23 protein-coding genes are annotated in these 26,394 nt (G+C 67.0%); 4 read left to right on the forward strand and 19 right to left on the reverse strand.

Translation table 11 applies throughout. The features are described 5' to 3' along the window. On the reverse strand, positions 1 to 2,193 hold the full coding sequence (locus WS96_RS30055) for a hypothetical protein (RefSeq protein WP_059837476.1): 2,193 nt from the start codon (positions 2,191 to 2,193) through the stop codon (positions 1 to 3). A 469-nt stretch (positions 2,194 to 2,662) separates the two neighbouring features. On the opposite strand from WS96_RS30055, the gene WS96_RS30060 reads away from it, so the two are divergent. Genes WS96_RS30060 through WS96_RS30070 form a run of 3 tightly spaced genes read left to right on the forward strand, consistent with a single transcriptional unit; the run spans position 2,663 to position 5,764 of the window. Next, on the forward strand, positions 2,663 to 3,727 hold the full coding sequence (locus WS96_RS30060) for an acyltransferase family protein (RefSeq protein WP_034205155.1): 1,065 nt from the start codon (positions 2,663 to 2,665) through the stop codon (positions 3,725 to 3,727). A 35-nt stretch (positions 3,728 to 3,762) separates the two neighbouring features. Then, a complete protein-coding gene (gmd, locus tag WS96_RS30065) occupies positions 3,763 to 4,809 on the forward strand; it encodes a GDP-mannose 4,6-dehydratase (RefSeq protein WP_059837477.1) in 1,047 nt (348 codons plus the stop codon). Continuing rightward, the gene (locus WS96_RS30070; protein ID WP_059837478.1) at positions 4,796 to 5,764 is read left to right on the forward strand and encodes an NAD-dependent epimerase/dehydratase family protein; all 969 of its coding nucleotides are present in this window, start codon (positions 4,796 to 4,798) and stop codon (positions 5,762 to 5,764) included. Before gmd ends, WS96_RS30070 begins: the two co-directional genes overlap by 14 nt. Before the next feature lie 100 nt (positions 5,765 to 5,864). Here the strand turns inward: WS96_RS30070 and WS96_RS30075 are convergent, their stop codons facing one another. From WS96_RS30075 to WS96_RS30130, 12 genes are all read right to left on the reverse strand, one after another. Then, positions 5,865 to 7,055 carry an O-succinylhomoserine sulfhydrylase gene (locus tag WS96_RS30075; RefSeq protein ID WP_059783969.1) on the reverse strand — a complete coding sequence of 397 codons (1,191 nt, stop codon included), beginning with the start codon at positions 7,053 to 7,055 and terminating at the stop codon, positions 5,865 to 5,867. Positions 7,056 to 7,314: 259 nt separating this feature from the next. Then, entirely contained in the window at positions 7,315 to 8,847 is a 1,533-nt protein-coding gene (purF, locus tag WS96_RS30080; RefSeq protein WP_034205159.1) for an amidophosphoribosyltransferase, read from the reverse strand. A 51-nt stretch (positions 8,848 to 8,898) separates the two neighbouring features. Next, positions 8,899 to 9,393, reverse strand: coding sequence for a CvpA family protein (locus WS96_RS30085; protein WP_034205160.1), 495 nt, complete (start codon positions 9,391 to 9,393; stop codon positions 8,899 to 8,901). Positions 9,394 to 9,400: 7 nt separating this feature from the next. Then, positions 9,401 to 10,237 (reverse strand): SPOR domain-containing protein, encoded by an 837-nt coding sequence (locus WS96_RS30090; protein WP_059837479.1) that lies wholly within the window; start codon positions 10,235 to 10,237, stop codon positions 9,401 to 9,403. Between the two features lie 29 nt (positions 10,238 to 10,266). Beyond that, the gene (gene folC / locus WS96_RS30095) at positions 10,267 to 11,577 is read right to left on the reverse strand and encodes a bifunctional tetrahydrofolate synthase/dihydrofolate synthase (protein ID WP_059837480.1); all 1,311 of its coding nucleotides are present in this window, start codon (positions 11,575 to 11,577) and stop codon (positions 10,267 to 10,269) included. Between the two features lie 99 nt (positions 11,578 to 11,676). Beyond that, complete coding sequence (accD, locus tag WS96_RS30100; RefSeq protein ID WP_009691548.1) at positions 11,677 to 12,549, reverse strand: acetyl-CoA carboxylase, carboxyltransferase subunit beta; 873 nt, start codon at positions 12,547 to 12,549, stop codon at positions 11,677 to 11,679. Positions 12,550 to 12,613: 64 nt separating this feature from the next. Further along, complete coding sequence (gene trpA, locus WS96_RS30105) at positions 12,614 to 13,429, reverse strand: tryptophan synthase subunit alpha (RefSeq protein WP_034205163.1); 816 nt, start codon at positions 13,427 to 13,429, stop codon at positions 12,614 to 12,616. 41 nt (positions 13,430 to 13,470) lie between these two features. Then, positions 13,471 to 14,322, reverse strand: a complete 852-nt coding sequence (locus WS96_RS30110; RefSeq protein ID WP_059837481.1) for a DNA-methyltransferase — start codon at positions 14,320 to 14,322, stop codon at positions 13,471 to 13,473. Between the two features lie 9 nt (positions 14,323 to 14,331). Next, the gene (trpB, locus tag WS96_RS30115; RefSeq protein WP_059837482.1) at positions 14,332 to 15,525 is read right to left on the reverse strand and encodes a tryptophan synthase subunit beta; all 1,194 of its coding nucleotides are present in this window, start codon (positions 15,523 to 15,525) and stop codon (positions 14,332 to 14,334) included. A gap of 54 nt (positions 15,526 to 15,579) precedes the next feature. Next, a complete protein-coding gene (locus WS96_RS30120; RefSeq protein ID WP_059837483.1) occupies positions 15,580 to 16,281 on the reverse strand; it encodes a phosphoribosylanthranilate isomerase in 702 nt (233 codons plus the stop codon). Further along, the gene (truA, locus tag WS96_RS30125; protein ID WP_059837484.1) at positions 16,278 to 17,090 is read right to left on the reverse strand and encodes a tRNA pseudouridine(38-40) synthase TruA; all 813 of its coding nucleotides are present in this window, start codon (positions 17,088 to 17,090) and stop codon (positions 16,278 to 16,280) included. The genes WS96_RS30120 and truA overlap by 4 nt, the downstream gene beginning before the upstream one ends. Continuing rightward, positions 17,090 to 19,252 (reverse strand): FimV/HubP family polar landmark protein, encoded by a 2,163-nt coding sequence (locus WS96_RS30130; protein ID WP_059837485.1) that lies wholly within the window; start codon positions 19,250 to 19,252, stop codon positions 17,090 to 17,092. Before WS96_RS30130 ends, truA begins: the two co-directional genes overlap by 1 nt. 831 nt (positions 19,253 to 20,083) lie before the next feature. On the opposite strand from WS96_RS30130, the gene flgE reads away from it, so the two are divergent. Then, positions 20,084 to 21,328 carry a flagellar hook protein FlgE gene (flgE, locus tag WS96_RS30135; RefSeq protein WP_059837486.1) on the forward strand — a complete coding sequence of 415 codons (1,245 nt, stop codon included), beginning with the start codon at positions 20,084 to 20,086 and terminating at the stop codon, positions 21,326 to 21,328. Between the two features lie 99 nt (positions 21,329 to 21,427). Here the strand turns inward: flgE and asd are convergent, their stop codons facing one another. From asd to leuC, 6 genes are all read right to left on the reverse strand, one after another. After that, complete coding sequence (asd, locus tag WS96_RS30140) at positions 21,428 to 22,549, reverse strand: aspartate-semialdehyde dehydrogenase (protein ID WP_059783982.1); 1,122 nt, start codon at positions 22,547 to 22,549, stop codon at positions 21,428 to 21,430. A gap of 85 nt (positions 22,550 to 22,634) precedes the next feature. Then, complete coding sequence (locus WS96_RS30145; RefSeq protein WP_006756675.1) at positions 22,635 to 22,754, reverse strand: hypothetical protein; 120 nt, start codon at positions 22,752 to 22,754, stop codon at positions 22,635 to 22,637. 119 nt (positions 22,755 to 22,873) lie between these two features. Further along, entirely contained in the window at positions 22,874 to 23,941 is a 1,068-nt protein-coding gene (gene leuB / locus WS96_RS30150; RefSeq protein WP_011548096.1) for a 3-isopropylmalate dehydrogenase, read from the reverse strand. 75 nt (positions 23,942 to 24,016) lie between these two features. Next, positions 24,017 to 24,667, reverse strand: coding sequence for a 3-isopropylmalate dehydratase small subunit (gene leuD / locus WS96_RS30155; RefSeq protein ID WP_059501150.1), 651 nt, complete (start codon positions 24,665 to 24,667; stop codon positions 24,017 to 24,019). A gap of 65 nt (positions 24,668 to 24,732) precedes the next feature. Then, positions 24,733 to 24,879 carry an entericidin A/B family lipoprotein gene (locus WS96_RS30160; protein WP_034205173.1) on the reverse strand — a complete coding sequence of 49 codons (147 nt, stop codon included), beginning with the start codon at positions 24,877 to 24,879 and terminating at the stop codon, positions 24,733 to 24,735. A 3-nt stretch (positions 24,880 to 24,882) separates the two neighbouring features. Then, complete coding sequence (leuC, locus tag WS96_RS30165; protein ID WP_059837487.1) at positions 24,883 to 26,292, reverse strand: 3-isopropylmalate dehydratase large subunit; 1,410 nt, start codon at positions 26,290 to 26,292, stop codon at positions 24,883 to 24,885. Positions 26,293 to 26,394: the final 102 nt, after the last annotated feature.

Here is a 26,394-nt window from a genome sequence, read left to right on the forward strand (position 1 = left end):
TCACGGTTTCCAGCGATACATCAGCACCTTGCCGCGCGCGTCTTCCTCGACGAACACCAGGTATTCGCCGTTCTCGCGCCGGAACGCGCTGATGCCGAACGGCACGTCGACCCAGCCGGACGCCTTGCCGACCTCCGCGCCCGGGCTCATCACGCCCACTTCCTTGCCGGTGTCCTTGTCGTACACGTGGATCTTGCCGACCGGCTCCACGGTGAAAATGTAGCGGCCCTCGACCGTGATCCCGATCAGATCGAAGATCGGCTTCGCATCGAGCTTCCACGGCAGCGCCACCTGGTAGCGCAGGACCGGCGAGCCCGTCGACCACTTGTCGAAGCGGATCAGCACGCGCCCCACTTCCTTGTTGATGCCCGGCTGCGGCGGCGCGTCGGCCGTGTAGCCGGTCACGTACAGCGTGTCGGTCTGCGGCTCGTAGATCGCACGGCGCAGCTGCGTGAACGGCTGCGGCATCGGGTAGGTCGTGACCTTGTCGTACGAATAGATCGGGTTGCCGGCCTTGTCGACGCCGCCGTACTGGAAGCGGTGGATGCCGCGCACATCGCTCGTGCGCCAGATGTCGCCCTTCGTGTCGACCCACCAGCCCCAGCCGCCCGCCTTCGCCTTGCCGGTCGTGTTCATCTCGAACTCGTCGGCGTCGATCCGGCCGTTGCCGTTCGCGTCGCGCCACAGCCAGTCGCCGCCCGGCGGCTTGTTCGGCACCTTGTCGACCGGCCGCGCGCGGCCCGCGATCAGGCCGGACGGGATCGCGACCTCGCCGTCGCGCTTTGCGTCGAAGCGGTAGATCTTCAGGTGATCGGCGTACATGTCGGTCAGGTACAGGAACGTGCGGCCGTCGACGCGCCGCGCGATCGGCATGCCCGGATACTGGTCCGTGTGGAACACCGGATCGTCCGGATACTTGAAGCGGTTCGACAGGAAGCCGACGTATTTCCAGTCCTGGCCCGGCGGCTTTGACAGGTCGAGCTCGAAGCGCTTGTTGCCCGTGTACACGCTGTTCGGCCGCGCGGGATCGAGCCATGCGCCGTCGACGAACAGCAGCCCCTGCACCTGCCAGCGCAGCTTGCCGTCCGGCGTATAGCTTTCCAGTACCGCGCCGAGCCCCGCGCCGATCGTGTCGTGGCGCGGCCCGATCCCGTTCATCGACACATAGATGTTGCCGGCACGGTCGACGCCGACGCCCGTCAGCCCGTTGAAGCGCTGCGGCCCGGGCCGGCCCGGCACCGGGCCCGCGAAGATGCCGCCGCGCTCGCCGAGCGTGCCCGACTGCGCATAGCCCTTGCCGCCTTTCGAGAAGATCAGGATCTGCTGGCGCGGCCCGTTGTCCGCGACCAGCACGCGCCCTTTCGCATCGACCGCGACGTCCACCGCGTCGGTGCCTTCCGGCAACGCCGGCGCGTCGTCGAGCTTGCTGCCGTCGGCCCGCACGTGCACCAGATGCGCGGGCCCGCCCAGCGTATCGGTCAGCAGCCACAGCGTGCCGTCGCCCGCGAGCGCGATGCGGCCCGGCTCGTGCGCGCTCCACGTGCCCTTCCGCTGCATCGTCTCCGCGTCGTACACCTCGACCGCGTCGCGCGACGGATTGGTCGCGAACAATGTCTTGTCGTCGGCCGCGAGGCCGCCCACCTCCGCCTTCGCGTCGCCCACTTCCGAGCGCGCGGGCGCCGGCACCTCGTTCATCACCATGAAGCTCGCGGCCATCCGCGCGCGGCCGGCGTCGGCACGTCCGCCCGGCGCGACTTGCGGCGACGCGCGAAACGGCGCCGGTTGCTTCATGTCGCCGATCGTGCGCCGCGAGATGCCGAACCATTGCTTGCCCTTGTCCGGCCAGATGCCGGGCGACTGCAGGTGGCCGCGCTCGTTGCCCACGCCGATCGCGACGTACGCATATTTGCTGTTGACCGCGATCGCGTTGCCGCCGAGATTGCCCCAGCCGTGCGTGCCGCCGGCGAAGCCGAGCATCTTCCCGTCCTGGTAGACGCTCGCCTCGGCGCCGCTCTCGTCCCACGGCGCATTCGTATACACCTTGCCCTCGGGCGTCACCGCGATCGCGCGGATGTCGATCTGCGTCCATGCGCCGTCGCCATAGCCGAACGTGTTGCCGATCCACGACGTCGTCGCGGGCAACACCGTTTCGGCCGGCACGGCGCTCGTCAGCAGTGCCGCGCATACCGCCATGCCAACCAGAATCAGACGTCGCAATGCGCTTCTCCAGACTCGATACAACAGCGACCGGCGCCGCCACGGATCGCCCGCGGCCGCGCCCTGTCGCTAAATGGGTTTCAAACGTCGCGATGCAGGTTACAAGCAAAAATAATCACAAGAAATTTGGAAATATTTGGGGATGTTTCTGCCTGAAATATCGAACCGGAACAGCCTGTCAATGACGCCAGGAAACGGCAATAACGACCGCCCTTCGGCCGCCGCCGTGTAGAAAATTCCGCTCCGCGCCGCCTGTCGCGCCCGCCCGGCCGCCAACCTTTCATCTCGCGATCGTAATAACCGGCATTTGGATGTTGATCGGCAGATAAATGTCGCGCGTTTTTTTACCGATTTCTTTTCCCTAGAATCGATTTCGATTTCATATTCCATTTAAAGGCATGCAATACGTACACGCACCGGATGCGGGTCGTGAAGGAGCCGCGCGATGACGGCCCTGTCGCGCCCCGCAGACCTCGCCCCGCCGCAACACGGCCGCATCGTCCAGCTCGACGGGCTGCGCGCGATCGCGGTCGGCGCCGTGTTCCTGCAGCACGCGCTGAAGGCGCCGCTGTGGATGGGCGTCGATCTGTTCTTCGTGCTGAGCGGCCTGCTGATCACCGGCATCCTGCTCGATCGCAAGGCGCGCGGGCAGTCGTACTTCAGCCACTTCTATGCGCGCCGCGTGCGCCGCATCCTGCCGCCGTACGTACTGCTGCTGGCGGTGTCGACGCTGCTGTTCGGCGCGAGCTGGCTGCCGCACTGGCCGTGGTTCGCGTTCTTCTCGACCAATATCGGGCTGTCGCTCGGCAGCATCGGCCACGACAGCCTGAACGTGCTGTGGTCGCTCGCGGTCGAGGAGCAGTTCTACATCTTCTGGCCGTTCGTCGTGCTCTGGTGCTCGGAGCGCGCGCTGCTGTGGGTCGCCGCCGCGCTGATCGTCGCGGCGCCGGTGCTGCGCGCGATCGCGACGCCGTGGTTCGATTCGTTCTGGCCGATCTACTACCTGACGCCGTTCCGGATGGACCTGCTCGCGGCCGGCGCGTTGCTCGCGATCGTGCTGCGCCGCGACCGGCGCGCGCTGGAGCCGTTCTATCCGCTCGCGATCGTCGGCGCGCTCGTGTCGCTGGCGATCCTCGGCTGGCTGCACCTGTCGTTCCCGCGCTTTCGCGCCGCGAACACGCCGCTGTCGAATGCGGCGCTCTACAGCATCTCGCTGCTGCTGTGCACGTCGATCGTCGTGATCGCGCTGCGCGGCCGCGGCCTCGTGCAGCGCGTGCTGACGAACCCGTTGCTCGTCTACGTCGGCACCGTCAGCTACACCGTCTACCTGATTCACCTAAGCGTGCTGTACGCGCTGTGGCCGCTGCACCTGAACCGCTTCGTCACGGCCGCGCTCGCGCTCGCGATCACGCTCGCCTACGCCACGCTGAGCTGGTACGGCTTCGAACGGCGCCTGACGCGCGGGCCTGCGCGCCGTGCGTTGCCCGCTGCCGCCGGCACGACCGCCTGAATTTCATCATCCATCGCTTCTACCAGGACAACGCCATGAGCCAAACGCGTAAGAAGGCCATCATCACCGGAATTTCGGGGCAAGACGGTGCGTACCTGACCAAACTGCTGCTCGACAAGGGCTACGAAGTCACCGGCACCTACCGCCGCACCAGCTCGGTGAATTTCTGGCGCATCGCCGAGCTTGGCGTCGACACGCATCCGAATCTGACGCTCGTCGAACACGACCTGACCGACGCCGGTTCGAGCCTGCGCCTGCTCGAACGCACGCAGCCGGACGAGCTCTACAACCTCGCCGCGCAAAGCTTCGTCGGCGTGTCGTTCGACCAGCCGGCGACGACCGCCGAAGTGACCGGCATCGGCCCGCTGAACCTGCTCGAGGCTATTCGTGTCGTGAGCCCGAAGACGCGCTTCTACCAGGCGTCGACGTCCGAGATGTTCGGCAAGGTGCAGGCCATTCCGCAAACGGAAACGACGGCGTTCTATCCGCGCAGCCCGTACGGCGTCGCGAAACTGTACGCGCACTGGATGACCGTGAACTACCGCGAATCGTACGGCCTGTTCGGCAGCAGCGGGATCCTGTTCAACCACGAATCGCCGCTGCGTGGCCGGGAATTCGTCACGCGCAAGATCACCGACACGGTCGCGAAGATCAAGCTGGGCAAGGCGACCCGCCTCGAACTGGGCAATCTCGACGCGAAGCGCGACTGGGGCTTCGCGCTCGAATACGTCGAAGGCATGTGGCGGATGCTGCAGGCCGACGAGCCCGACACCTACGTGCTGGCCACCAACCGGACCGAAACCGTGCGCGACTTCGTGCGGATGGCGTTCGCGGCGGCCGGCTACCAGATCGAATGGAGCGGCAAGGGCGAGCAGGAGCGCGGCCTCGACGCATCGACCGGCAACGTGCTCGTCGAAGTGAACCCGAAGTTCTACCGCCCGGCCGAAGTCGATCTGCTGATCGGCTGCGCGGACAAGGCGAAAAGCAAACTTGGCTGGGCACCCAGGACGACGCTCGAACAACTTTGCCAGATGATGGTCGAAGCGGATTTGACGCGGAACCAACACCATGACACGTTCTGAAACCGGGCGTCCGTCGCGCCGTGCGTTCGTCACGGGCCTGACGGGCTTCACCGGTCGCTACATGGCCGAACGCCTGCAGGCGGCCGGCTATGACGTCTGGGGCACGATCGCGCCCGGCGCGCCCCGCCCCGCCGATCCGGCGTTCGCACACTGCACGCTGGTGCCCGTCGATCTGCTCGACGCGGATGCAATGCGCGCGGCCGCGGCCGACGCGCGACCCGACGCGGTCGTGCATCTCGCCGCGCGCGCGCATGTCGCCCAGGACGAGCCGTCGCAGACCTACGCGGTCAACATCGTCGGCACGCGCAATCTGCTGGCGGCGCTCGCCGGCCTCGACCGCCGCCCGTCGGCCGTGCTGCTGGCAAGCAGCGCGAACGTCTACGGCAACTCGACGGCCGGCGTGCTCGACGAAACCGTCGCGCCTGCCCCGGCGAACGACTACGCGGTCAGCAAGCTCGCGATGGAATATGCGGCCAAGCTATGGGCCGACCGGCTGCCGATCGTGATCGCGCGGCCGTTCAACTACACGGGCGTCGGCCAGAGCGATGCGTATCTGCTGCCGAAGCTCGTCGCGCACTATGCGGCCAACGCACCGCGGATCTCGCTCGGCAACCTCGACGTGAGCCGCGATTTCTCCGACGTGCGCGACGTGACGGCCGCCTATCTGAAGCTGGTCGAAGCCGCGCCGGCCGGCGAGACGTTCAACGTCTGCTCGGAGCGCGCGTATTCGCTGAAGGAAGTGCTGGCGATGCTGTCGCGCATCGCCGGCTACGTGATCGACGTGACGATCGATCCGCGCTTCGTGCGACACAATGAAGTGAAAAGCCTGAGCGGGTCGCGCGACAAGCTGCGGCGCGCGGTAGGCGAATTGCCTGTCACGCCGCTCGACGAAACGCTGCGATGGATGGTGGACGCAATGCGTGCTGCGCCGCACGGGCAGCACGCCCCCGGCTGAACGAGAAAACACGCGCGCGACGGCATGCGCCGAAACGACAACGGGCCGCTCTTTCGAGCGGCCCGCTTCATTGATGCCGAACGAACCTCGGCCGTATCGCTCAGCCGTCCAGACCGCGCGCCAGATCGTTGCGAATGTCGCCCGCGTGCTCGAGACCGACCGCGAGGCGGATCAGCCCTTCGGTGATCCCCGCCGCCGCGCGCGCTTCCGGCGTGATGCGGCCGTGCGTCGTGGTGGCCGGATGCGTGATCGTCGTGCGCGTGTCGCCGAGGTTGCCGGTGATCGACACCAGCCTGGTGCCGTCGATCACGCGCCATGCGTTCGCGCGCTGCTGCTCGGGCGTGTCGCCCTTCAGCTCGAACGACACGATCGCGCCGCCCGCCTTCTGCTGGCGCTTCGCGAGTTCATGCTGCGGATGCGATTCGAGCCCCGGATAGAACACGCGTGCGACGGCCGGATGCGCGTCGAGCCAGCGCGCGATCTCCAGTGCGTTCGCCGATTGCTTTTCGACGCGCAGCGACAGCGTCTCCATCCCCTTCAGCAGCACCCACGCGTTGAAGGCCGACAGCGTCGGCCCCGCGCTGCGCACGAACGGGAACACCTTGCCCATGATGAATTCCTTCGAGCCGACCAGCGCGCCGCCGAGCACGCGGCCCTGCCCGTCGAGGAATTTCGTCGCCGAGTGCATCACGACGTCCGCGCCGAGCTTCAGCGGCTGCTGCAGCACCGGGCTGCAGAAACAGTTGTCGACGACGAACAATGCGTTCGCGGCCTTCGCGATCCTGCCGATCGCCTCGATGTCGGCGAGCTCGGTCAGCGGGTTCGACGGCGTCTCGAGGAAGAACATCTTCGTTTCCGGCCGCACGGCTTCCTGCCACGCGTTCAGGTCGGTCGGGTCGACGAAGGTCGTCGTAATCCCGAACTTGCTGAAGATCTGCGAGAACATCCCGAGCGTCGAGCCGAACAGGCTGCGCGAGCTGACGAGGTGGTCGCCCGCCTGCAGCGCGGACATCACGACCGACATGATCGCGGCCATGCCCGACGCCGTCGCGATGCACGCCTCGCCGCCCTCGAGCGCGGCGAGACGCTCCTGGAACATGGTGACGGTCGGATTCGTGAAGCGCGAGTACGTGAAATAGTCTTCCGAATTCGCGAAGCGCTCGGCCGCGTCGGCCGCGCTCGAGAAGCAGAAGCTCGATGTGAGGAACAGCGCTTCCGAATGTTCGTTGAAGTCGCTGCGCAGCGTGCCCGCGCGCACGGCAAGCGTGTCGAAGTTGAGGGAGTCGTCCATGTTCCGTTTTCCGTATTCGATGGCCGCGCCGACGGTCGTGCATGCGGCGCGGACCCGGTCAAAACCCAGGCCAAAAACAAAAAGCCCGCTATGCGTCGGCATCAGCGGGCTTCGGTGCGGTACGACAGCGATCGACTCGGGCCGGCTGCCGCCGGCCTTCGCTTTAGCTGTTTTGGGAAGTGGCCCCGCGTCCGCAAGCTGATATCAAATCGACGCAAGGCCACATCCTATCACGCCTCGATAAAAGCGTGCGCCGGCGTTACTCGACCGACAGTTGCAGGTTCATCTGCGAACGCTCGGTGTCGCCGGCCGTGTCGCGATCGGCCTGCGACGCCGGCGTGAGGCGCGCGCGCTCGATCGCATCGAGATACTCGGGCGTCACGTCGCCGGTGATGTAGTTGCCGTCGAAGCACGACGCCTCGAAGCGTTCGAGCTTCGGGTTGATGTCGCGCACCGCGCGGCGCAGGTCGTCGACGTCCTGGTAGATCAGGTGGTCGGCGCCGATGATCTTCGCGACTTCTTCGTCGGTGCGGCCGTGCGCGACGAGCTCGCCGCGCGTCGGCATGTCGATGCCGTACACGTTCGGGAACTTCACGGGCGGCGCCGCCGACGCGAAGATCACCGACTTCGCGCCCGCATCGCGCGCCATCTGCACGATTTCGTGCGAGGTCGTGCCGCGCACGATCGAATCGTCGACGATCAGCACGTGCTTGTCCTTGAACTCGATGCTCATCGCGTTGAGCTTCTGGCGCACCGACTTCTTGCGCACGGCCTGGCCCGGCATGATGAAGGTGCGGCCGACGTAGCGGTTCTTGAAGAAGCCTTCGCGATACTCGACGCCGAGCTTCGCGGCGACCTGCATCGCAGCCGGGCGCGACGAATCGGGAATCGGCATCACGACGTCGATCGGCACGTTCGGCAGCTCGCGCTTGATTTTCTCGGCGAGATAGTCGCCCATGCGCAGGCGCACGTTGTAGACCGGCACGCCGTCGAGGCACGAGTCCGGACGCGCGAGATACACGTATTCGAACATGCACGGATTCAGCGTCGGGTTCTCCGCGCACTGCTGGCTGTGGAAGTTGCCGGCCTTGTCGATGAAGATCGCTTCGCCCGGCTCCAGGTCGCGCACGAATTCGAAACCGATGCCTTCGACCGCCACCGACTCCGACGCGACCATCCATTCGGTGCCGTGTTCGGTCTCGAGCTTGCCGATGCACAGCGGACGGATGCCGTACGGGTCGCGGAACGCGAGCAGGCCGTAGCCGGCGATCAGCGACACGATCGCGTACGAGCCCTGCAGGCGGCGATGCACGCCCGACACCGCCTTGAACACCGACGCCGGATCGAGCTCGAGGCCCGTGGTCGACAGTTGCAGCTCGTGCGCGAACACGTTGAGCAGCACTTCGCTGTCGGAATTGGTGTTGATGTGCCGGCGGTCGATCCGGAACATCTCGTCCTTCAGTTGCTGCCAGTTCGTCAGGTTGCCGTTGTGCGCGAGGATGATCCCGAACGGCGCGTTCACGTAGAACGGCTGCGCCTCGGCCTCGCTCGACGCCGAGCCGGCCGTCGGGTAGCGCACCTGGCCGATGCCGTAGGTGCCGGGCAGGCTGCGCATGTTGCGCGTGCGGAACACGTCGCGCACCATGCCGTTCGCCTTGTACATGTGGAAATTGCTGCCGTCCGCCGTCGCAATGCCCGCCGCGTCCTGACCGCGATGCTGCAGCAGCAGCAGGCTGTCATAGATCAGCTGATTGACCGGGGATTGGGAGATAACACCTACGATGCCGCACATGGCATGTCCTTCAAGATGACAAAATCGGTTCCGTCCTGCCCGGCCGCGTCGTCACACGCGTACGTACTGGGCCATGCCGTCGGGCAGGAGCTGCTTCAGCTCGTGCACGCCCTGTTCGGCAAAAGGACGCAATAGCGCATTGCGCCAGAAATCCTGTTTGGGCAGTTCGGTCAGCCCGGCCGCCGCGACCAGCAGCACCACCAGCACGCAGCCGCGCACCAGCCCGAACATCATGCCCAGCGAGCGGTCGACGCCGCCCAGGCCGCTCGCCTGCGCGATCCGCGACAGCAGCGCGTTCGCCACGCCGGCGACCAGCACGACGCCGATCACGAGCAACGCGAAGGCGATCACCCACTGCGTCAGCGCGCCGCCCGGCCAGTTCGCCGGGATATACGGCACGACCAGCCCGACGTAGCGGCTCGCGATCACGATCGCCGCGATCCAGCCGATCAGCCCGAAAATCTCGGACACGAAGCCGCGCCACGCGCCGCGCAGCGCCGACAACGCGATCACCGCCAATACAGCGTAGTCGAAAGCCGTCAGCATCGTGGCATTACTGCGTCAGACCGGCTTCGCGCACCTTCGCGATCGCGGCGGAGGCCGCCGAGCGATCCGCGAACGGGCCGGCACGCAACAGTGTAGCCGTGCTGCCGTCCGCCTGCTTGCGATGCTCGACATATGCGGGCACCCCCGCTGTTTTCAACTTGGCCGCCCACGAACGGGCCGTCGCGTCGTCCTTGAACGAACCGAGCTGCACCGCGAAGCGCGCACCGGCCGGCGATGCCGGCGACGATGCGTCGCCGCTGTCCGGGCTCGCCGCGTCGGCATTCGCGACGGTTGCGGGCGCAGGCTTCGGCGCGGCCGGTTTCGCCGCGGGAGCAGCCGGCTTCGGCGCGGGCTTCGGCGGCGTCACGCTCGCGGTGGTCGTCGTATCGGGTTTCGCGGCCGGCTTGGCGGCCTCCTTCGGCGCGGGCGCCGGTGCGGCCGCAACGGCCGTGTCGGAGGCCGGCGGTTCGTCGTGCGCGACGCCCGCCTGCACGTCGGACACGTCGTCGTCGCGCGGCGCGACCGCCTGGTGCGCGGGTCGGTTCGGGATGTCGATCGCGATGTCGTCGGTGACCGGCTTCGGGTGCGAATCGAGCACCATCGGCAGTACGATCACCGCGGCCACGACAAGCGCGATCGCGCCGACGAGGCGACGGCGCGCGCGTTGCTTTTCTGGAAGGGTCGGATCGAGGAGCAGTGCGTCCGATTCCGGACGCTCGGTGCGGCGCGAGCGTCGCTCGACGCGTTCAGTGCGCTCCGTGCGCACGTTCCGGGAGGCCCCGGTACGACCGCCGCGCCGCGGGGGCGCGTCGTCGTCTTTTTTGCCGAACGAGAAAATTCCCATGAATGGCTGAGTCCGAAACTGCCCGTCAGTCAGTGTTGCTGCGATTTACGGTAGGCCAGCACGCCGGCAACCGTATGGAAACTGCCGAAAACCACGATTCTATCATTCTCGGATGCTCTTTTTAGTGCATCGCGAAACGCTTCCGCGGGCGACGCGTAACGCGTCACGCTCGAATCGGGCCCCTCCGTCACGCCGGCCTTGCGCAGCGCGGCTTCGAGCTGCTCCGCGGAGGCCGCGCGCGGCAGCGGCAGATCGGTCACGCACCAGTGGTCGATCTCGCCCTTCAGATGCTGCAGCACGCCGTCGATGTCCTTGTCGTGCATCGCGCCGAACACCGCGTACGTGTACGGGAAGAAGCCCATGTTGCCGAGGTTCTGCTCGAGCACGGCCGACGCGTGCGGATTGTGCGCGACATCGAGCACGATCGCCGGCTTGCCGGGCAGCACCTGGAAGCGCCCCGGCAGCTCGACGTTCGCCAGCCCGAGCCGGATGTCCTGCGCGGACACCGGCAGCACCGGGCGCAGCGCCTCGAGCGCGGCGAGCGCGGCCGACGCGTTGATCAGTTGATTCGCGCCGCGCAGCGCCGGATACGCGAGCGCCGGATAGCGCTTCTCGCGGCCGAGGTAGCTCCATTGCTGACGCTCGGCGCCCGCCTGCGCCTCGTAGCGGAAATCGCGGCCGACCAGCCACAGATCGGCGCCGATCGCTTCGGCGTGGTCGATCAATGTCTGCGGCGCGGCCGGATCGCCGCAGATCGCCGGCTTGCCCGCGCGGAAGATCCCGGCCTTCTCGAATGCGATCTTCTCGCGCGTGTCGCCGAGGTATTCGGTGTGGTCGATGTCGATGCTCGTGACGATTGCGCAATCGGTATCGATGATGTTGACCGCATCGAGCCGGCCGCCGAGGCCGACTTCGAGAATCACCGCGTCGAGCCCGCGCGACGCGAACAGATGGAGAATCGCGAGCGTCGTGAATTCGAAATACGTGAGCGACACGGGCTCGGCCAGCGACGTGCGCGCGGCTTCGACGGCCTCGAAATGCGGCAGCAGTTCGTCGTCGGTCACGTTGTGCCCGTTCACGCGGGCGCGCTCGTTGAATTCGAGCAGGTGCGGCGACGTGTGGCAACCGACCTTGTAGCCCGCGCGCACGAGAATCGTCTCGAGGAATGCGCAGGTCGAGCCCTTGCCGTTCGTGCCGCCGACGGTGATCACCGGGCACGCGAATTCGAGCTGCAGCGCCGCCTTGACCTGCCCGATGCGGGTGAGGCCCATGTCGATGCCGACCGGGTGCGCGCGCTCGAGATGCGAAAGCCACGCGTCGAGAGTGGGAAAAGTGCTCATCGGATCAAATCTGGATCGGTACCGCCACTACGCCAAAAAACGAAGCGCGCCGCCTGACGCTCGAGCCAGGCGACGCGCAGAGTCACAACCTTGCGCCGGTCAAGCCAGCGCGTCGGCCGGCTGTCGCTGCAGCAGCGCGAGCAACTGCGCGATTTCGTCGCGCATCTTGCGACGGTCGACGATCATGTCGATCGCGCCGGTCTTCAACAGGAATTCGGCGCGCTGGAAGCCTTCCGGCAGCTTCTCGCGGACCGTCTGCTCGATCACGCGCGGGCCGGCGAAGCCGATCAGCGCCTTCGGCTCGGCGATCACGACGTCGCCGAGGAACGCGAAGCTCGCCGACACGCCGCCCATCGTCGGGTCGGTCAGCACCGAGATGAACGGCAGCTTGGCTTCGGCCAGCTTGGTCAGCATCGCGGTGGTCTTGGCCATCTGCATCAGCGACAGCAGGCTTTCCTGCATCCGTGCGCCGCCCGATGCGGTGAAGCAGATGAACGGCACGTGCTGTTCCAGCGCATTCTGCGCGCCGCGCGCGAAGCGCTCGCCGACGACCGAACCCATCGAGCCGCCCATGAACGAGAACTCGAAGCAGGCAGCCACGACCGGCAGCGTGTGGATCGCGCCGCCCATCACGACCATCGCGTCGGTCTCGCCGGTTTCGTCCATCGCTTCCTTCAGACGATCGGGGTACTTGCGGCTGTCCTTGAACTTCAGCGAGTCGACGGGCACGATTTCCTGGCCGATCTCGTAGCGGCCTTCCGGATCGAGCAGCCCGTCGAGACGCTCGCGCGCGCCGATGCGCATGTGGTGATCGCACTTCGGGCACACGTGCAGGTTCGCGTCCACGTCGTTGCGATAGAGAACGGCCTCGCAGGACGGGCACTTGACCCACAGGCCTTCCGGAATGCCCTTGCGGCTTTTCGGGTCGGTCTGCTTGATCTTCGGCGGCAACAGTTTGTCGAGCCAGCTCATCGTATGGTTTCCTGTTCCGTGGCGGGGCGGGCCGATCGGCTCGTTCCCGCTTCCTGTGTTGTGTTTATCGCGCTGCCTTGGCGGCGCCGTCCAGCGCGGCGCGCAGCTCGGCGATGAACGCCTTCAGCGCGGCGGCGGCGCCTTCCGGCGCGGCGCTTTCGAGCAACTGCACCAGGCGGCTGCCGATCACGACGGCGTCCGACACTTCGGCCACCGCGCGCGCCGTTTCGGCGTCGCGGATCCCGAAGCCGACGCCCACCGGAACCGGCACGCGCGACTTGATGGCCGGGATTTTACCTGCAATGCTCGAAACATCCAGATTTCCGGCGCCGGTCACGCCCTTGAGCGACACGTAATACACGTAGCCGCTCGCGATCTTGCCGACGTCGGCGATGCGTTCGTCGGTCGACGTCGGCGCGAGCAGGAAGATCGGATCGATCTGCGCGCCGCGCATTTTCTCGGCGAACACGCCCGCCTCTTCCGGCGGATAGTCGACCACCAGCACGCCGTCGACACCGGCCGCGTGCGCTTCGGCCGCGAACGCGTCGACGCCCATCCGCTCGATCGGGTTCGCATAGCCCATCAGCACGACGGGGGTTTTCTGGTCGGTTTCGCGAAAACGCTTCACGTCGGCGAGCACGCTCTTCAGCGTGACGCCGCGCGCGAGCGCGCGTTCCGACGAGCGCTGGATCACCGGGCCGTCGGCCATCGGGTCCGAGAACGGCACGCCGAGCTCGATCACGTCCGCGCCGCCCGCGGCGAGTGCGTGCATGAATTCGACGGTTTTCGCCGGATCGGGGTCGCCGGCGGTGATGAACGGGATCAGGCCCTTACGGCCTTGTTCGGCGAGTGCGGCGAAGGTCTGCTGAATACGGGACATGGCAATTTTCCTGGATGCGTTCGGCGACGCGGCGGCGCGATTCACGCGCACGCCGGCGCGGCGAGCGCGCTCACGCGCTCGTGCGCGATCGCACAATAGCTTTCGTTGATCTCGTAGCCGACGAAGTCGCGCCCCTGCCGTGCGCAGGCCACCGCGGTCGTGCCGCTGCCCATGAACGGATCGAGCACGCGGCCGCCCGGCGGGCAGCTCGCGAGCACCATCCGCTCGATGATTTCCAGCGGCTTCTGGGTCGGATGATCGACGCGCTCGGCGTGCTGCCGGTGCAGGCGCGAGACCGACCAGACGTCCTTCGGGTTGTAGCCCATCTCCAGCCACTTGCTGCCTTCGAACAGCTTGCGCGAGCGGGCCTTCTTCGTGTCGGCGTCGTACGGGATGCGGACCGGATCGAGATCGAAGTAATACGCTTTGGAAACCGCGAAAAAGCCGATGTTGTCGTGCACCGACGTGAAACGGCGCGTCGTGCCGCCCATGCTCGGCACGCGCCGGTCCCAGATGATCTCGTTAACCATCGTGAGCTGTGTCTTCAGGAAGCTGAAGATTTCCGGCGCGTACTGCCACGTGCAGAAGATGTACATCGACCCGCTCGGCTTCAGCTTCGGAATCGCGAGCTCGAGCCACTCGCGCGTCCACGCGAGGAAATCGTCGCCCGAACGCTTGTCCGAGTCGTTGCCGTAGTCCTTGCCGAGCCCGTACGGCGGATCGGCGACGATCAGGTCGATCGACGCATCCGGCAAGTGCGCGGCATCGGTCAGGAAATCGCGGTTGTGCAGTTCGATACCGTGCGGCAGCACGCGCGGCACGGCAGCGGCGGGCTGAACCGCCTCCGCCTCGCTCGCGGCGCCGCCGCCCGGCTCTTCGATCAGGTCACGCATCGGTCGGGGTCAGAGCTCGATGCCCGATCGCTCGGCGACCGTGTGCATGTCCTTGTCGCCGCGGCCCGACAGGTTGACGAGCAGGATCTTGTCCTTCGGCAACGTCGGCGCGAGCTTCACGCCATACGCGATCGCGTGGCTCGACTCGAGCGCGGGGATGATCCCCTCGATCCGGCAGCAGTCGTGGAATGCCTTCAGCGCCTCGTCGTCGGTGATCGGCACGTACTGCGCGCGGCCGCTGTCCTTCAGCCATGCGTGTTCGGGGCCGACGCCCGGATAGTCGAGGCCCGCCGACACCGAATGCGTCTCGATGATCTGGCCGTCGTCGTCCTGCAGCAGATACGTGCGGTTGCCGTGCAGCACGCCCGGGCTGCCGGCGATCAGCGATGCCGCGTGATGCCCCGTGTCGATGCCGTCGCCGGCCGCTTCGACGCCGATCAGCTGCACCGATCGATCGTCGATGTACGGATAGAAGATGCCCATCGCGTTCGACCCGCCGCCGACGCAGGCAATCACCGCGTCCGGCTGCCGGCCCGCGAGCTCGGGCATCTGCACCTTGCACTCGTCGCCGATCACGCGCTGGAAGTCGCGCACCATCATCGGGTACGGGTGCGGGCCCGCGACCGTGCCGATGATGTAGAACGTGCTTTCGATGTTCGTGACCCAGTCGCGCATCGCTTCGTTCAGCGCGTCCTTCAGCGTGCGCGAACCCGATTCGACCGGCACGACCGTCGCGCCGAGCAGCTTCATCCGGTAGACGTTCGCGGCCTGCCGGCGCACGTCCTCCGCGCCCATGTAGACCACGCACTCCATCCCGAAGCGCGCGCAGATCGTCGCGGTCGCGACGCCGTGCTGGCCCGCGCCGGTTTCCGCGATCACGCGCTTCTTGCCCATGCGCTTCGCGAGCAGCGCCTGGCCGATCACGTTGTTGATCTTGTGCGCACCGGTGTGGTTCAGGTCTTCGCGCTTCAGGTAGATCTGCGCGCCGCCGAGCATCTCGCTCCAGCGCTGCGCGTGATAGATCGGCGACGGGCGGCCGACGAAATACTTCAGCTCGCGCTCGAATTCGGCGACGAAGTCGGGATCGTTCTGGAACTTTTCATACGCCGCGCGCAGTTCGTCCAGCGCGTGAATCAGCGTCTCGGCGACGAACACGCCGCCATACGGGCCGAAATGGCCGCGATCATCGGGAAGGTTGTACATGGTGTCTCTCTCGATCGGTCGGTGCGCCCGCTTGTCAGGCCACACCGGCTTGCGTCATCCGGCGTCCGCTTCGCGCACCGCGCGCACGAACGCCGCCATCCGGGCGTGATCCTTCACGCCCTTCGCGCCCGCCACTTCGATGCCACTCGAGACATCGACAGCGAACGGACGCAACTGGCGGATCGCATCACCGACGTTTTGCGCGTTCAAGCCACCACTCAAAACGGCCCGACGCGCGAGCTCTGCGGGAATAAGAGACCAATCGAAGACCTTGCCGCTACCGCCGTAATCCGGCACCAGGGTGTCGAACAGGAGGCCGCGCGCTTTCGAATAATGAAGAGCCGATTCTACCAAATCGGACGGCTGCGTCGAGGGGCCGACACGCACCGCGCGCAACCACGGCAGGCGCGCCGCGCGGCCGAGCGCATCGCACTGCTCCGGCGTCTCGTCGCCGTGGAACTGCAGCACCGTGAGCGGCACGTCGCGCACGACGGCCTCGATCTCGGCTTCGGTCGCATTCACGAACAGCCCGACCACCGACACGAACGGCGGCGCGAGACTCGCCAGCTCGGCCGCCTGCGCGACCGTCACGGCGCGCGGGCTCTTCGGGTAGAACACGAGACCGATCGCATCGGCGCCGAGCGCCGCCGCGTGCAGCACGTCCTCGCGGCGCGACAGCCCGCACAGCTTGATGCGCGTGCGCGGCGGCAGGGCCGCCGCGACGGAATTCGAAGAAGGCACGTCGTGATCCGTCATGATAGTGGGTCCAGATCGGCCCAGACGCTGCTCCACGGCACGCTGCCGAGCTGCGCGGGCGGGACGGCGAATTCCGCCGGGTAGCCGACGTGGGCGAGGTACAGCCCGTCGGCCATGAACGTGGGCGCCGCGAGGTTGCGGTCGCGCCCGGCCAGCACGTCGGCGAGCCAGTCGGCCGGGTAGCGGCCGCGACCGACCGCGACGAGGCAGCCCATCAGGTTGCGCACCATGTGATGCAGGAACGCGTTCGCGCGGAAGCGGAAATGGATGAAATGCCCCGCGCGCCGTACGTCGATCTGATACAGGTGTTTGACCGGCGTCTTCGACTGGCATTCCGACGACCGGAACGACGAAAAGTCGTGCTCGCCGATCAGGTGCGCGGCGGCGGCGCGCATCGCGTCGTCGTCGAGCGGCGTGTGGATCCAGCCCGCACGGCCGGCCAGCATCGGCGAGCGCACGGGGTGCACGTACAGCGCGTAGTAGTAAGTGCGCTCGAACGCCGAGAAACGGGCATGGAACGTGTCCGGCATCGGCTTCGCCCACTGCACCGACACGGTCGGCGGCAGAAACGCGTTGGTGCCGCGCACCCACGAGAACACTTCGCGCTCGAGATCGGTGTCGAAATGCACGACTTGCCCGAGCCCGTGCACGCCGGTGTCGGTCCGCCCCGCAACCGTCGTGTGCAGCGGCACCCGCGCGAACTCGGCCAGCGCATGTTCGAGCCGGTCCTGCACGGTCTTGCCGTGCGGCTGCGCCTGCCAGCCGCAGAACGCCGCGCCGTCGTACTGAATGCCCAGCGCGATCCGCATCACGCCTCGTCCGCCAGTTTCGCGAGCAGCGCACGTGCGTCGTCGCGCGTCGCGGCGTCGTTCGCGTCGACCACTTCCTGCAGCAGCGTCCGCGCGCCGGACAGGTCGCCCAGTTCGACGTATTCGGCCGCGAGGTCCAGCTTGTTGCGGGCGATGCGCGCGAGCTCGTCCGGGGTCAGCGCTGGCAGCGCCGCGCCCGGCGTGGACGGCAGGTCGAGATCGAAGTCGAGCTTCAGCGCGCCGAACTGCGCGCCGCCGAGCGGCGGCAGCGACGACGTCGCGGGCGGGCTGCCCGAGTGGCCGGCAGGCGTCGCCGCATCCGGATCCCAGTCGAAGTCATCTTCCTGGTCGGCCGGATGTTCCGGTGCCGTCTCGCTCGAACCCATCGACGGGCGCTCGGCGGCTTGACCGTTAGTTGCGATTTTATCGGCTTCGATCTGCGCTGCCCGCGCAGACGCCTCCTCCGCCGTCGACGATGGTTCGCCTGCTGCCCGAGGCGGCAACGGCATGTCGAGACTGTTGAGCGCGCTGATCGCGTTCTCCATCAGCGTCGCGTGCTGCGCTTCCGCCGTCGAAGGCGCGACGGATGTGGAGGTCGGCTCGGCGGGCTCGCTCGATTGGGCCGGCTCGCTCAGCTTGGCCGGCTCGTCGGCGGCAGCAGCTTTTTCGGCCGGCTCCTTATCTTGCGAAGCCTCGGCCGGCACCGCGGTCGCCGCGCTCACGGGCGGCTCCGCAGCGTTAGCAAACGACGATTCAGGCGACTCGTCGCGCGGCGCCGTCATGTCGGGCGCGGACGATGCGTCCGCGGCGGGCGGCTCGACCGTCTCCGCCGCAGCGGCAGTCGCCGCGACGAGATTCATGTCGGACGCCGCATCGCGTGCGACCGGCATCTCGGGCGTGATCGGCAGTTCGCGTTCGACGGACGGCGCGGCTTCCGCTTCTGCAACCGCGGCACCGCCTGCTGCGGCCGCTGCCGTCCCCGCATCGTCCGGGCGGCGACCCTTGCGGCGCTTGCGCCATGCGAAGCCGGCCGCGAGCACGATCACGGCAGCGCCGGCCACCGCGGCCGGGCGCCAGTCCATCTGCTCGGTACGACGTGCAGGCGTCGCGACGGGAGCGGCCGGTCGTACCGGAGCCGATGCCGGTTGCGGCGCACTGGCTGCCGCATCCGACGCGGCTTCGCCTGCCGTCGATGCAGCGGCCGACGCACCGGCGTCATTCGCGGCCGGACGCGACGCGGCGGGCGCCGAAGCGGGCGCAGGCGCAACGCCGGTCGTCGTTGCCGGTTTGCCGATGCCGTGCTTCTGCAATTCCATCAGCACGCGATTCTTCAATGCCAGCAATTGCTGCAGGCTCGACGGCCGCGGCTGCGACGCACCCACGGCGGGCGCGGCCGGTTCATGCGCGCCGAAGACCGGGCTGCCCGGCACCGACGGCGCCGCGGCCTCGCTCGCGGACGACGGCGCCGACTGGATCGCACCGCTCCATACGTGCGGACCGCTTGCACCGGCCGTGGGCGCCGCCGGCTGAATGCCGTCGACGGCCGACGCGCCATGGGCGGACGACACCCCGCTCGAAGCCGAAGCACCGCTCGAAGCCGACGCCCCCGCCGCCGTCGCCGCGGCACTCGCCCCGCTCACCGGAGCTGCATGCACGGCCGGCGCCATCGGCGCGGGCTGCACGACCGAGCCGGGAGGCGGTGCGGATGCGCCGTGCTGCGCGCTCGCCGCCCCGCCCGATGCGGCGGCGGGTGCGGAAGCGGCCGCCGTACCGGACGCGGCGGACGCAGCGGACGCGCCGGCCGGCACCAGCGCCGCGCCGGTGGCGTCGAGCGGGGGCAAGGTCAACGTCGCGCCGACTTTCAGGCGGCTCGCGTCGCGCTTCATGAACGCCTGCGGATTGGCGTCGAACAGCGCGCGGCCCGCACGCGCGAGCACGGCCGGATCGTGCGATTGCGTGGCCGCTTTCGCGATGTCGTTCAGCGACTGGCCCGGCTGGACCGTCACGGTAAGCGGAGCGGCGGCGCCGGCGGCGGACGCCGGCAGTTCGCCGTTGCCGACTGCCCACGCCGATGCGGCTGCGCCGAGCGCCAGGATCGCCAGCGCGCCACGCACGGCGCGCGACAGACGGGACTGACGCGGAAACAAGGAAATTCGGGACATCGTTGGCTCTATCGCCGCGCGCAGGCGCGGCTCGGATTCGCGGTTGGAAGCGTCAATAAAGTGGCTGCAGAAATGCAAAAGCGTCGCGCGGAACGCGACGCTTTCGGCGGGTCTGTGCGTCGTAACCGCGTAGTTTACTTCACACGATCGGGTTCCGGCCGAATTCGTCGCCCGTCGATGCAACGGCTGCGGGCGGGCGCGCGTGTCGCGCGGGTCCGCCTGCCTCGGCCCGTGCATCCGATCGATCGAAGCCAACCTGCGCGCGCAGTCGAAAACCGTCTCGCAGCGGCATCGCCCCACCGTTCGGATGGCTGCTTTCCGGCGTTCACCGCGTGTTCGCCTCGTGTACGCCTCGTGTACGCCGCAGGATCGCGGCGACCGAAACGCCAACGTCCCCTCGACAATCCGCCCCGGCTGCCGTCAATGAATTGACAGCCGAAAATCAGAACAAATCGCGACCGCGATCAATCTCGCTCCAATCACGTCCAATTCTTCGATAAAAAGGCAATTTCCCATTCTTATCGAAGAAATGAAAATCCACACTACCGAAACACCGCCCCACAAGGCTTTCAGCGCCTTCCGCATGCTCCACCGTGCATATGAAAGCGGTGACTTTCACATGAATTCAATTTCATTACACAAAATTACACAGATCGATTAATTACCGTCGATACGATCGCCCCTAAACAGGAATCGGCGCATTCCGGCCTCGCGCTCGCCCATGCCGGAAAGGCGGGAGCCGCGCGGCCAGACTGCTGCCGTGAAGTGCCGGAGGGCCATCGCGCAGTCGCACGACTGCATTCACTCACCAGCTCGTTACGGGGACCGAACATGGGCTATCAGCAGGGTTTGAGCGGGTTGGCCGGCGCGTCGAGCCATCTCGACGTGATCGGCAACAACATCGCGAACGCGAACACGGTCGGCTTCAAACAGGGGCGCGCGAATTTCGCCGACCTGTACGCGAATTCGGTCGCGACGTCGGTCAACACGCAGATCGGCATCGGCACGCGGCTCGCGTCGGTGCAGCAGAATTTCGGCCAGGGGACGATCGATTCGACGAAGTCGTCGCTCGACGTCGCGATCAACGGCAACGGCTTCTTCCAGATGTCGAGGAACGGCGTGACCACGTATTCGCGCGACGGCACGTTCCACCGCGACAAGAACGGCGCAATCGTCGACGCGCACGGCCGCAACCTGATGGGCTATGCGGCAGGCGCCGGCGGCGCGATCAACACCGCGCAAACCGTGCCGCTGCAGGCGCCGACCGGCAACCTCGCGCCGAGCGCGACGACCAGGATCACCGGCCAGTTCAACCTGAACGCGCAGGACAAGGTGCCGACGAAGACGCCGTTCAACGCAACCGACAACACGACGTACAACTACAACTCGTCGATCCAGGTCTACGACACGCTCGGCGGCTCGCAACAGGTCACGATGTACTTCGCGAAGAACGCGGCCGGCACGTGGCAGGCCTACGCGGGCGTGCAGGGCCAGACGCCGACGCATCTCGGCACCGTCACGTTCGACGCATCGGGCCGGATCAGCGCGACGACGTCGGCCGCGACCGGCCAGCCGACGCCGAGCCTCGGCCAGTTCGCGCTCTCGATCCCGAACACGACGGGCGGCGCCAATCCGCAGAACCTGACGCTCGATCTGGGCGGCACGACGCAGTACGGCGGCAAGGACGGCGTGACCCATCTTGCGCAGGACGGCTTCGCGAGCGGCACGCTGACGACGTTCTCGATCGGCACCGACGGCAAGCTGACCGGCAACTACTCGAACGGCCAGAGCGCGGTGCTCGGCCTGATCGCGCTCGCGAACTTCAACAACCCGAACGGGCTCGTAAACATCGGCGGCAACCAGTATGCGGAAACCGCCGCGTCGGGCGTGCCGCAGATCTCCGCGCCGGGCAGCACGAACCACGGCACGCTGCAGGGCAGCGCGCTGGAAAACTCGAACGTCAACCTCACGAACGAACTCGTGAACCTGATCGCCGCGCAACGCAATTACCAAGCGAATGCGCAGACGATCAAGACCCAGCAGGCCGTCGATCAGACGCTGCTGAACCTGCGCTGAACCGCGCATGAAAAACGCGCCGCGCCGGCCCCGAATCTCGAGGCCGGCGCGGCGCGTCGTATCGTGCAGCCCGGCCTGCGGGCCGGACAGCGCGCGGGCTTACTTGTCGAGCAGGATGCGCAGCATGCGGCGCAGCGGCTCGGCCGCGCCCCACAGCAGTTGATCGCCGACCGTGAACGCCGACAGGTATTCGCCGCCCATCGCGAGCTTGCGCAGACGGCCGACCGGCACCGACAGCGTGCCGGTGATCTTCGCCGGCGACAGGTCGCGCATCGACGCTTCACGCTCGTTCGGCACGACCTTCACCCAGTCGTTCGCCGACGCGAGGATGCCGTTGATCTCGTCGAGCGGCACGTCCTTCTTCAGCTTGATCGTCAGCGCCTGCGAGTGGCAGCGCATCGCGCCGATTCGCACGCACAGGCCGTCGACCGGGATCGAACCCGGCTCGCCCATCGCCGGCTTGCCGAGGATCTTGTTGGTTTCCGCGCCGCCCTTCCACTCTTCCTTCGACATCCCGTTGCCGAGATCCTTGTCGATCCACGGAATCAGCGAACCGGCGAGCGGCACGCCGAAGTGGCTCGTCGGCATCGCATCGCTGTTCATCGCGGCCAGCACGCGGCGGTCGATGTCGAGGATCGCGGAAGCCGGATCGGCGAGCTGTTCCTGCACCGCGCCGTTCAGCGTGCCCATCTGCGACAGCAGCTCGCGCATGTTCTGCGCGCCCGCGCCCGACGCGGCCTGGTACGTCATCGCCGTCATCCAGTCGACGAGGTTCTCGCGGAACAGGCCGCCGAGCGCCATCAGCATCAGGCTGACCGTGCAGTTGCCGCCGATGAAGTTCTTCGTGCCCTTGACGAGCGCGTCCTTGATCACGTCGAGGTTGACCGGATCGAGGATGATGACCGCGTCGTCCTTCATCCGCAGCGACGATGCCGCGTCGATCCAGTAGCCGTTCCAGCCGGCCGCGCGCAGCTTCGGGAACACGTCGTTCGTGTAGTCGCCGCCCTGGCACGTGATGATCACGTCGCACTTCTTCAGCTCGTCGACGTTGGTCGCGTCCTTGAGCGTGGTCTCGTTTTTCGCGAACGACGGCGCCTTGCCGCCCGTGTTGCTGGTGCTGAAGAACACCGGTTCGATCAGGTCGAAATCGCCCTCTTCCTGCATGCGCTGCATCAGGACGCTGCCGACCATGCCGCGCCAACCTACGAGACCTACGTTCATGACTAACCCTTTGCTTTGAATGGAGCTTCCCCGCCATTTCCGTCCCCGCGTGACCGCGCGGGGAAACAGGCGGGCACGACGGCGATCAGCGTTTAATGATCGTTTTCGTGGTAATGGTTTTCGTGATGACGATGGCGCGCGCACCCGCACGGGCAGTGTTGCCGTGGAGTTTCAGGACCGGGGAGATCAGGGAAATCAGCGCCATCGTTCGAGTCTACACAAAGCCGGTGGCCCGCACAACGGCCAACCGCGCGCGAACCGGCCGATTTTGACGGCCCGTTCGCGCCCTTTTCATCTTAATTGCCGGACTTCATTTCCGTCCGCTTACAGCGCGGCGACCACCGCGTCGCCCATCGCAGCCGTGCCGACCTGCTTGCAGCCCGGCGTCGCGATGTCGCCCGTACGGTAACCCTGTTCGAGCACCGTTTTCACCGCGCGCTCGATGCGATCGGCCTGCTCCGCGCGATTCAGCGAGTAGCGCAGCAGCATCGCGGCCGACAGGATCGTCGCGAGCGGATTCGCGATGCCCTTGCCCGCGATGTCCGGCGCCGAGCCGTGCGACGGCTCGTACAGGCCCTTGTTGTGCTTGTCGAGCGACGCCGACGGCAGCATGCCGATCGAGCCCGTCAGCATCGACGCCTCATCCGACAGGATGTCGCCGAACATGTTGCCGGTGACGATCACGTCGAACTGCTTCGGCGCCTTCGCGAGCTGCATCGCCGCGTTGTCGACGTACATGTGCGACAGCTCGACGTCCGCGTACTCCTTCGACACGTCGATCATGATGTCGCGCCAGAACTGCGACGTCTCCAGCACGTTCGACTTGTCGACCGACAACAGCTTCTTCGCGCGCTTTTGCGCGGCCTGGAACGCGACGTGCGCGATGCGGCGCACTTCCGGCTCCGAATAGCGCATCGTGTCGAAGCCCTCGCGCTCGCCGGCGAACGGGCCGTCCGGCGCCGCACGCACGCCGCGCGGCTGGCCGAAGTAGATGTCGCCGTTCAGTTCGCGCACGATCAGGATGTCGAGGCCCGCGACGAGCTCGGGTTTCAGCGGCGACGCATCGACGAGCTGCGGATAGCAGATCGCCGGGCGGAAGTTCGCGAACAGCTCGAGGTGCTTGCGCAGCCCGAGGATCGCCTGCTCGGGGCGCAGCGCGCGCTCCAGCGAGTCGTACTTCCAGTCGCCGACCGCACCGAACAGGATCGCGTCGGCCTGCTTCGCGAGCGCCAGCGTCGCGTCGGGCAGCGGATGGCCGCTCGCCTCGTAGCCCGCGCCGCCGACCGGCGCCTGTTCGAGTTCGAACTTCTCGTCGAGTGCGTTCAGCACCTTCACCGCTTCATTGACGATTTCCGGACCGATGCCGTCGCCGGGCAGCACTGCAATCTTCATGCGAAATTCCTGACTGGGTAGGGTATTGGGGAAGCAGGCGGGCGAGCGCACGCGCGGCGCGCCCGCAACGCGCGATCAGCCGACCAGCTTGGTGTCGAGCCACGGCTGCTTCACGAGCCGCTCCGCTTCGAACTGGCGGATCTTGTCCGCGTAGCGCAGCGTGAGGCCGATGTCGTCGAAGCCGTTCAGCAGGCAGTACTTGCGGAACGCGGCGATCTCGAACGGATACTCGCGGCCGTCGGCCGCGCGCACGACCTGCGCGTCGAGGTCGATCGTCAGTTGATAGCCGTTGAACGCGACCGTCTCGTTGAACAGGTGATCGACCTGCTGCTCGGTCAGCACGATCGGCAGCAGACCGTTCTTGTAGCAGTTGTTGAAGAAGATGTCCGCGAAGCTCGGCGCGATGATCGCGCGGAAGCCGTACTGCTGCAGCGCCCACGGCGCGTGCTCGCGCGAGCTGCCGCAGCCGAAGTTCTTGCGTGCGAGCAGCACCGATGCGCCCTGATAGCGCGGCTGGTTCAGCACGAAATCCGGGTTCAGCGGACGCTTCGAGTTGTCCTGGCCCGGCTCGCCGTGATCGAGATAGCGCCATTCGTCGAATGCGTTCGGACCGAAGCCCGTGCGCTTGATCGACTTCAGGAACTGCTTCGGGATGATCGCGTCGGTGTCGACGTTCTCGCGATCGAGCGGCGCCACGACGCCGGTATGTACAGTGAATTTTTCCATGATCCGTCTATCCGGTTGAAGGGCCGGCACGCGGCCGGCACCCATCGACAAATTCTCGGGTGGCGTCAGTCCGCGGCGCGCTGCAGCGCGTTGCCGGCGGCATGGACGTCCTCGCCGAAGCCTCGGACGGTATTGCAGCCGGCCAGGCCGACGCCCAGCCCCGCGAGCGCCAGCGCGGCAACCAGCCGCGCGATGAGCTTCGATGCCGTCACGCGTTACCCCAGCTGGCGAATGTCGACGAAATGGCCTTCGATCGCCGCGGCTGCCGCCATCGCGGGGCTCACGAGGTGCGTGCGGCCGCCCGCGCCCTGCCGGCCCTCGAAGTTGCGGTTCGACGTCGACGCGCAGCGCTCGCCCGGATCGAGCCGGTCGGCGTTCATCGCGAGGCACATCGAGCAGCCCGGCTCGCGCCATTCGAAGCCCGCATCGGTGAACACCTTGTCGAGCCCTTCGCGCTCGGCCTGCGCCTTCACGAGCCCCGAGCCCGGCACGACCATCGCGAGCCGCACGTTCGGTGCGACGCGGCGGTTCAGCTTCTTCACGACGTACGCGGCCGCGCGGATATCCTCGATCCGCGCGTTCGTGCACGAGCCGATGAAGATCTTGTCGACCTTGATCGATGCGATCGGCGTGTTCGGCTCGAGCGCCATGTAGGCCAGCGCGCGCTCCATCGCGTCGCGCTTGACCGGATCCTTTTCGCGCTCGGGATCGGGCACGCGACCGTCGATCGACGTGACCATTTCCGGCGACGTGCCCCACGTGACCTGCGGGACGATCTCGGCCGCGTTCAGCTCGACCACGCGGTCGAACTGCGCGCCTTCGTCCGACTTGAACTGGCGCCAGTATTCGACGGCCTGATCCCATTCCGCGCCGGTCGGCACGAACGGACGGCCCTTCAGGTAATCGATCGTCGTATCGTCGACGGCGACCATGCCCGCGCGCGCGCCGGCCTCGATCGCCATGTTGCAGACGGTCATGCGGCCTTCCATCGTCAGCGCGCGAATGGTCGAGCCGCCGAATTCGATCGCATAGCCCGTGCCGCCCGCGGTGCCGATCTTGCCGATGATCGCGAGCACGATGTCCTTCGCGGTACAGCCGCGCGGCAGCGCACCCTCGACCTTCACGAGCATGTTCTTGCTCTTCTTCTGCAGGAGCGTTTGCGTCGCGAGCACGTGCTCGACTTCCGACGTGCCGATGCCGTGCGCGAGCGCGCCGAACGCGCCGTGCGTCGACGTATGCGAATCGCCGCACACGATCGTCATGCCCGGCAGCGTCGCGCCCTGCTCCGGCCCGATGATGTGGACGATGCCCTGGCGCACGTCGTTCATCTTGAACTGCGTGATGCCGAAGGCGTCGCAGTTCGCGTCGAGCGTGTCGACCTGCAGCTTCGAGACGGGATCGGCGATGCCGTGGCTGCGGTCCGTCGTCGGCACGTTGTGGTCCGACACGGCCAGGTTCGCGCTGATGCGCCACACCGGACGCTGCGCGATCTTCAGCCCTTCGAATGCCTGCGGGCTCGTGACTTCATGCAGCAGCTGACGGTCGATGTAGAGCAGGGTCGTGCCGTCTTCCTCGGTGTGGACCACGTGGGTGTTCCACAGTTTGTCGTAGAGCGTCTGTGCCATGGGTATGCGGGGTCGTTGTGACTACAAGCCTTGCGGATGCGGTCGATTATGCCACGCACAACGCGCGACGGCGCAGGCCGGACGCGAAAAAACCCATTAAAA

The sequence above is a fragment of the Burkholderia sp. MSMB1835 genome, assembly GCF_001526365.1.
GTDB lineage: Bacteria > Pseudomonadota > Gammaproteobacteria > Burkholderiales > Burkholderiaceae > Burkholderia.